Genomic DNA, 3,040 nt, shown 5'->3' on the forward strand with positions numbered 1-3,040 from the left:
CAACGCCCATTCAAGAAACCCACATTATCATAAGAATTTTCCTATCATTCTATTTTGGAGCCAAAAAAGTGGTTGTACTTCTCTTGCTAAGTGGTTTTTTTATCAGATTGACTTATTACAGACAGCTCTAAATTATAGTCCTTTCATTCATAATTATGAATATGACATATACAAAAGTACACCTGCCTATAGTGTTCGACTAGGTATAGCATTACGCGAAAAACAAAAAGAAACTTTTAAGCTTGTTCGTAACCCTTATAGACGAGCAGTGAGCTCTTTCGTATCCTTAATCGCACCTCCCTATATAGAAAATCCCGAATGGAAGCCCATCCGAAAGTTTTTATATCAAGATGAAAACTCCTCCAAAGGCCTCTCATTTAAACAATTTCTATACTATCTATTCATTAATGATGCTCAAGGAAATGATATTAACCCGCATTTCACACAACAATATATAGCTGGTGAAGAAGAATATGTGACCAATTATATATACTTAGAAAACTTCGATCAGGATATGAAAGCATTAGAAAAGCGTTTCGAATTAAAAACTGCACCAATAAATGAGTTCTCAATATCATGGCATCATCAAACTCCCGCCATGATTTATAAAGGGAATTTTAGCGAAGCCGATATTACTGACCCTTTATTTCCTCGCTACCCCACTTTCGAAAGTTTTTATGATACCGAATGTATACAACTCGTTCAAACAATATTTCAAAATGATTTCAATACGTATAAATATAGTAGAGAATACCTATACTGATTTCAATCTATTATCTTTGCCAAATAAAAAAACACCTAATATATATAAGGTGTTTTTTTATATTTAAACTATATACAATATGTTACTTAGCATTCCTTACTATTCAAGTTATTCTTCTTTAATAACTTACTTATCTTTTGTCTATCTGCCCATCCTACTCCTATTAAGACTAAACTTCCTCCTATTACTATCTTCCAAGTTAAAGACTCATCTAATAAAGCAATTGAAGCAACAATACTTATTAACGGTAATGCATTTAAATATAACCCACTTACTGATGCCGAGACTGTCTCTAGTGCTCTATTCCAAAACCAATACGCTAAAATTGTTGCGCCTATAACAAGATACATTACACTAAATCCAGTCTTCCATGTTTCGATTTCTGGGAAACCATAGTAAAAAGTTTCTACCATTGCAAATGGTAATAAAATAACAGCTCCAATAATTAAAGTTAATGTTGTAAAAACCTTGTTTGATAAATACTGTTCTTGTTTTGGTCTTTTCAACAATACTGTATAGAAAGCAAATAAGAAAGTGCTTAATAAAATAAGGGTATCTCCTATTAAAGATACTTCTTGATTACCGTTACTAGATGGGATAGTAATAAGAAGTACTCCAGCAGCTCCCAATACAATACCGATCCAATAATTAAGCTGAATTTTTTCTTTCAAAAAGATCGCTGAAAAAAGAATTGTAACTAACGGTAAAGCAGCATCAATAATACTAACATGTAATCCACTTGTTAAAGAAATACCGTAGGATGTGAACATAAAGTAACCAGCTACACCAGTAAAAGATAGTAAACTCATTCTTTTCCACGGCACTTGTTTATGTACAACCGATTTTTTTAATTGTTTAAATGAAAATAGCAAACAAATTCCACCAGCGAAGAAAAGGCGAATAAATAACAAAGTAAATGGCTGAATAACTTCTAACGCCCACTTTGTTGGCGCAATGGCTGTCCCCCATAATATAACAGCCACTAATAACATGCATATTTCTTTCATAATCCCCCACACCCATCAATAATATATATTAATTACCTTAATTATAGATTTTTTGATGAATGAAATCCTTTAAAAATGAAAAGATATTGTATAAATTGAAACTTTAATCAGCGGGGGTTCACTTCAGCGCATGTCACATAGCTCAAAAGCGTTGCGAAATGTTGGCTTGTACACGATGAAACAAAGTTACTTAAACAATAACAGGATGGCTACTGTAAAAGAAGTAGATACTGCCCTGCAAGCCAATACGAATGATTGGGGCGTTCAATCAAATTCTATTCAAGCGATTCGCAGAGCCTTATATGCAGAAGTGAAGAGCTTTTTTAAAGCGTTGGAACAATGTAAGAAAAATCCTGAGCAGTTCACAGGGCGTCCGAAGTTTCCAAATTATTCTCGTTCCACTGACAAACGAATCATTGAAATCTATCAAGTCCCTAAAGTGGATAATAACGGGTATTGGATGGTTCCGATGAATGTGGCATTCAAAAAAAATTGGGTTCCATTAAAATACGTATGCCGAAAAATTTAAGACATAAAAAAATCTTCTACATTGAGATTGCACCGAAGCAAAAAAGTCGGTTCTTTGAGGTGCATGATACATATGAAATGCATGTTTCTCAAATGAAGAAACCATCCACGACTACGAGTAACGCTTTGAATTGCGATTTAGGTGTAGATAGATTAGTAAGTTGCGTGACAAATCGTGGGGTAGCATAAATGCTAGAGCGTCAAACTGTCTAGCGATAGACGAAAAGACCTAGCGCTCGAGCTCAAGCCCCCACTGAAAGGCTTTGTCTCACTGGGGGTAGTTGACTTTAAAACGTCTCCATTTCATCCTTTTCTCTCATTAAGATTACTAAATTTACGGATTATGTCATTTGATATATATAAATAAACACAAAAAAACCTAAGTCGAAACGACTTAGGTTTTTGCTTGGCGACGTCCTACTCTCACAGGGACAAGGTCCCAACTACCATCGGCGCTAGAGAGCTTAACTTCCGTGTTCGGTATGGGAACGGGTGTGACCTCTCTGCCATCATCACCAAACTATGAAGGCATATTCCTTCAAAACTAGAGAACGGATGAAGCGGCGCACGAAAAACGCGAAAGCGTTTCACGATAAATGCGAAAACCGTACTTTGATACATGGCTGAAGCGGCGCACGAAAAACGCGAAAGCGTTTCACGATAAATGCGAAAACCTAACCCATCATGCAGAACTATGCGGTTAAATACCGGTTGATTGCATAACCAACGAGTAGGTTAACAA

2 protein-coding genes, 1 rRNA gene and 1 pseudogene are annotated in these 3,040 nt (G+C 35.6%); 2 read left to right on the forward strand and 2 right to left on the reverse strand.

All coding sequences use genetic code 11. The features are described 5' to 3' along the window. On the forward strand, nt 1-763 hold a 763-nt coding region (locus tag ACTT1L_RS14080), incomplete at its 5' end, for a sulfotransferase family 2 domain-containing protein (RefSeq protein WP_442821970.1). A gap of 86 nt (nt 764-849) precedes the next feature. On the opposite strand, the gene ACTT1L_RS14085 is transcribed toward ACTT1L_RS14080, so the two are convergent. Next, nucleotides 850-1,782 carry a DMT family transporter gene (locus ACTT1L_RS14085; protein WP_001998796.1) on the reverse strand — a complete coding sequence of 311 codons (933 nt, stop codon included), beginning with the start codon at nt 1,780-1,782 and terminating at the stop codon, nt 850-852. A gap of 109 nt (nt 1,783-1,891) precedes the next feature. On the opposite strand from ACTT1L_RS14085, the pseudogene ACTT1L_RS14090 reads away from it, so the two are divergent. Then, nucleotides 1,892-2,484, forward strand: a pseudogene (locus tag ACTT1L_RS14090) (RNA-guided endonuclease TnpB family protein); the annotation flags it as partial. Nucleotides 2,485-2,702: 218 nt separating this feature from the next. Here the strand turns inward: ACTT1L_RS14090 and rrf are convergent. After that, nucleotides 2,703-2,818: ribosomal RNA gene (rrf, locus tag ACTT1L_RS14095) — 5S ribosomal RNA — on the reverse strand. Between the last annotated feature and the right edge of the window lie 222 nt (nt 2,819-3,040).

The sequence above is a fragment of the Bacillus sp. FH genome (assembly GCF_052216825.1).
Classification (GTDB): Bacteria; Bacillota; Bacilli; order Bacillales; family Bacillaceae_G; genus Bacillus_A; species Bacillus_A paranthracis.